Genomic DNA, 2,769 nt, shown 5'->3' with positions numbered 1-2,769 from the left:
ATACTGGCGACCGCTTCAACAGGCGGTACTTATTACCCAGTAGGTGTTGCACTGGCGACGCTAAGCAAAATCAAACTTACCCAAAAGCATCAGTTTTCGCTGTCTGCGATCAGTTCAGCTGGATCGGGCGAGAACGTGAAGCTTCTTAATGAAAACGAAGCTCAATTTGCCATTCTACAGGGTCTTTACGGCGCATGGGCTTGGGGTGGAGAAGGTCCATATAAAGAGCGTCAAGACAAATTACGCTCTGTGTCGATGCTATGGCAAAACGTGGAGCACTTGATTGTTCGTTCTGAATTTGTTGAAACTGGGACAGTGAGTGACCTAGCAAATCTGAAGGGTGAGAAGTTTTCTATTGGTAAAAAGAATTCGGGTACTGAAAATTCAGGACGCCAGATCATGAAAGGGTTATCGGTGGATCCAGACCAATTCAGCTTGGCCTACATGGGTTATGGCGGCAGTGCCAGTGCCTTACAAAATGGCACCATAGATGGCATGAATACACCCGCAGGTGTTCCCGTTGGAGCGGTGACTCAAGCATTTGCAGCGCTGGGTAAAGACATTCAAATTCTTTCATTTACTGATGAACAGATTAAACAGGCGAATGGACAATACAGTTTGTGGACGAAGTATGAAATCCCTGCGAACACCTACCCTGGTATCGATAAGCCGATCACCACCATTGCACAACCCAACTTCCTAGCGGTACGTGAAGACATTTCGGAAGAAGATGTGTATCAACTGACTAAGGCGATCTATGAAAATCTTGCATTCCTTCAAGGTATTCATAAAGCGACAAAGGCGATGGCGATAGAAAAAGCGATTTCTGGTTTGCCAGTACCGCTTCATCCTGGTGCGGCGCGTTTCTATAAAGAAATGGGCGTTAATATCCCATCTGAGCTTATTTTAAACTAGCCCACACTCGTCTAACCCCAACTCGCTCTCTTGACGGCATAGTTAAAAGAGCGAGTCATTTTATTGCCAATTGAGACTTGTTAGAGGTCAGCATGAGCAACGAAGTAGAACAAGAACTTCAAAAGTATGAATTACCAACTCGAACCGATTTTCCCTGGGTAACCAGCGCCATTACGGGTTTGGGTGTCGTGTTATCACTTTTGCATATTTGGTTTAACACCTTTTCAACGCTTCCAGAACTTTGGGTGTCAGTCACACACTTTGCAGGGTTCGCTGTGATATGCGCTTTGTGGTATCCCGCTCATGTTTCTTTGAAAAGCAGTCAGTTAGCGTTAGTGGTTGATGTTGTTATCGCCTTGGGTGCATTCGCCTGTTTACTGTACATTCCGTACGCGGAAGACGCCTTGTATCAACGAGGTGTAAAGTTTGTAGCCAGCGACTGGTTCTTTGCCATTTTGGCGATCAGTATCGTTATTGAACTTATACGACGAACCATGGGTTGGTTCATCCCGATTTTGATTCTAGTGTGTTTGAGCTATGTAGTTCTATGGGGGCAATGGGCCTCTGGGATATTCCACTTTCCGGGCCTCAGTATGGAAACCTTGCTGTATCGAAGTTTCTATTCATCGGAAGGAATGTTTGGGTCTATTTCTCGTATTAGCTGGTCATTTGTTTTCATGTTCATTCTCTTTGGCGCCTTTTTGGTTCGCTCAGGCGTGGGCGATTACATCATCAATGTTGCTCGCGCTGCCGCTGGCAAAGTCATTGGTGGTCCAGGGTTTATTGCGGTGATTGGGTCAGGCCTTATGGGTTCGGTATCGGGCTCTAGCGTGGCTAATACCGTATCGACAGGTGTGATTAGTATTCCTCTGATGAAAAAAGCAGGTTTTCCATCTCGCTTTGCTGCCGGTGTCGAAGCCGCAGCCTCAACCGGTGGGCAATTAATGCCTCCAGTTATGGGGGCGGGTGCGTTTATTATGGCCTCTTATACTCAGATCCCATACGTTGATATCATTGCGGTGTCTTTTGTTCCTGCTCTGATTTACTTCTTGTCGGTGGCATTTTTTGTACGTATTGAAGCAAAACGTAGCGGAGTGCAGAAAATCAGCACCAGTGAGGTTTCCCTTACTCGAGTCCTTTTATCCGGTTGGCACAACCTCATTCCATTAGTGGTACTGGTGACTTTATTAGTCCAAGGATTTACCCCAACCTATGCTGCGGGTATCTCTATCGTGTCGGTTATCGTGTCATCTTGGTTCTCTAAAAATCATAAAATGGGTCCTAAAGCGATCGTAGAAGCCTTGTCTCAAGGGGCAAAAAATATGGCCACGACAGCGGTGTTGTTGGTGGGCATTGGCCTTGTGATTAACGTGATTAGTACCACGGGTATTGGTAACACATTCTCTCTTATGATTAACGAGTGGGCTAACGGTAGCTTACTGATGATGCTAGTGTTGATTGCTTTGGCGTCATTGATTCTTGGCATGGGTTTACCCGTAACGGCGGCCTATATCGTCTTGGGTACGTTGTCTGCACCAGCGCTGTATAAGTTGATCGCAGAAAGCCAGTTATTGGACCTCATGATTTCAGGAAATTTACCGGAACAAGCAAAAGCGATATTCATGTTAGCCGCGCCAGAAAAGCTCACATTATTGAATGCACCAATGGCGTTAGAAACGGCGAAAGAAATGCTCGCATTAGTCCCTGCTGATTTTGTTGAAACATTACTTGAGCAGAGTTTGGGTATTGAAGCCGTCGGCTTAGCGTTGTTAGCGGCTCACCTAATTATCTTTTGGTTGTCTCAAGACAGTAATGTGACTCCGCCAGTCTGTTTAACGGCATTTGCAGCGGCCA

The 2,769-nt window shown here is 46.0% G+C and carries 2 protein-coding genes; both read left to right on the top strand.

Annotated elements, in window-relative coordinates; translation table 11 throughout:
• Positions 1-915, top strand: a 915-nt coding sequence (locus ACP45E_RS21115) for a TAXI family TRAP transporter solute-binding subunit (RefSeq protein WP_069585513.1), incomplete at its 5' end; no start/stop codon positions are given.
• A gap of 92 nt (positions 916-1,007) precedes the next feature.
• Positions 1,008-2,769 (top strand): TRAP transporter permease (locus ACP45E_RS21110; RefSeq protein WP_069585512.1); only part of this gene is annotated, 1,762 nt, incomplete at its 3' end.

It is taken from the genome of Vibrio genomosp. F10 str. 9ZD137, from assembly GCF_049974785.1.
Lineage (GTDB): Bacteria > Pseudomonadota > Gammaproteobacteria > Enterobacterales > Vibrionaceae > Vibrio.
This window is presented reverse-complemented; position numbering and strand designations above follow the sequence as displayed.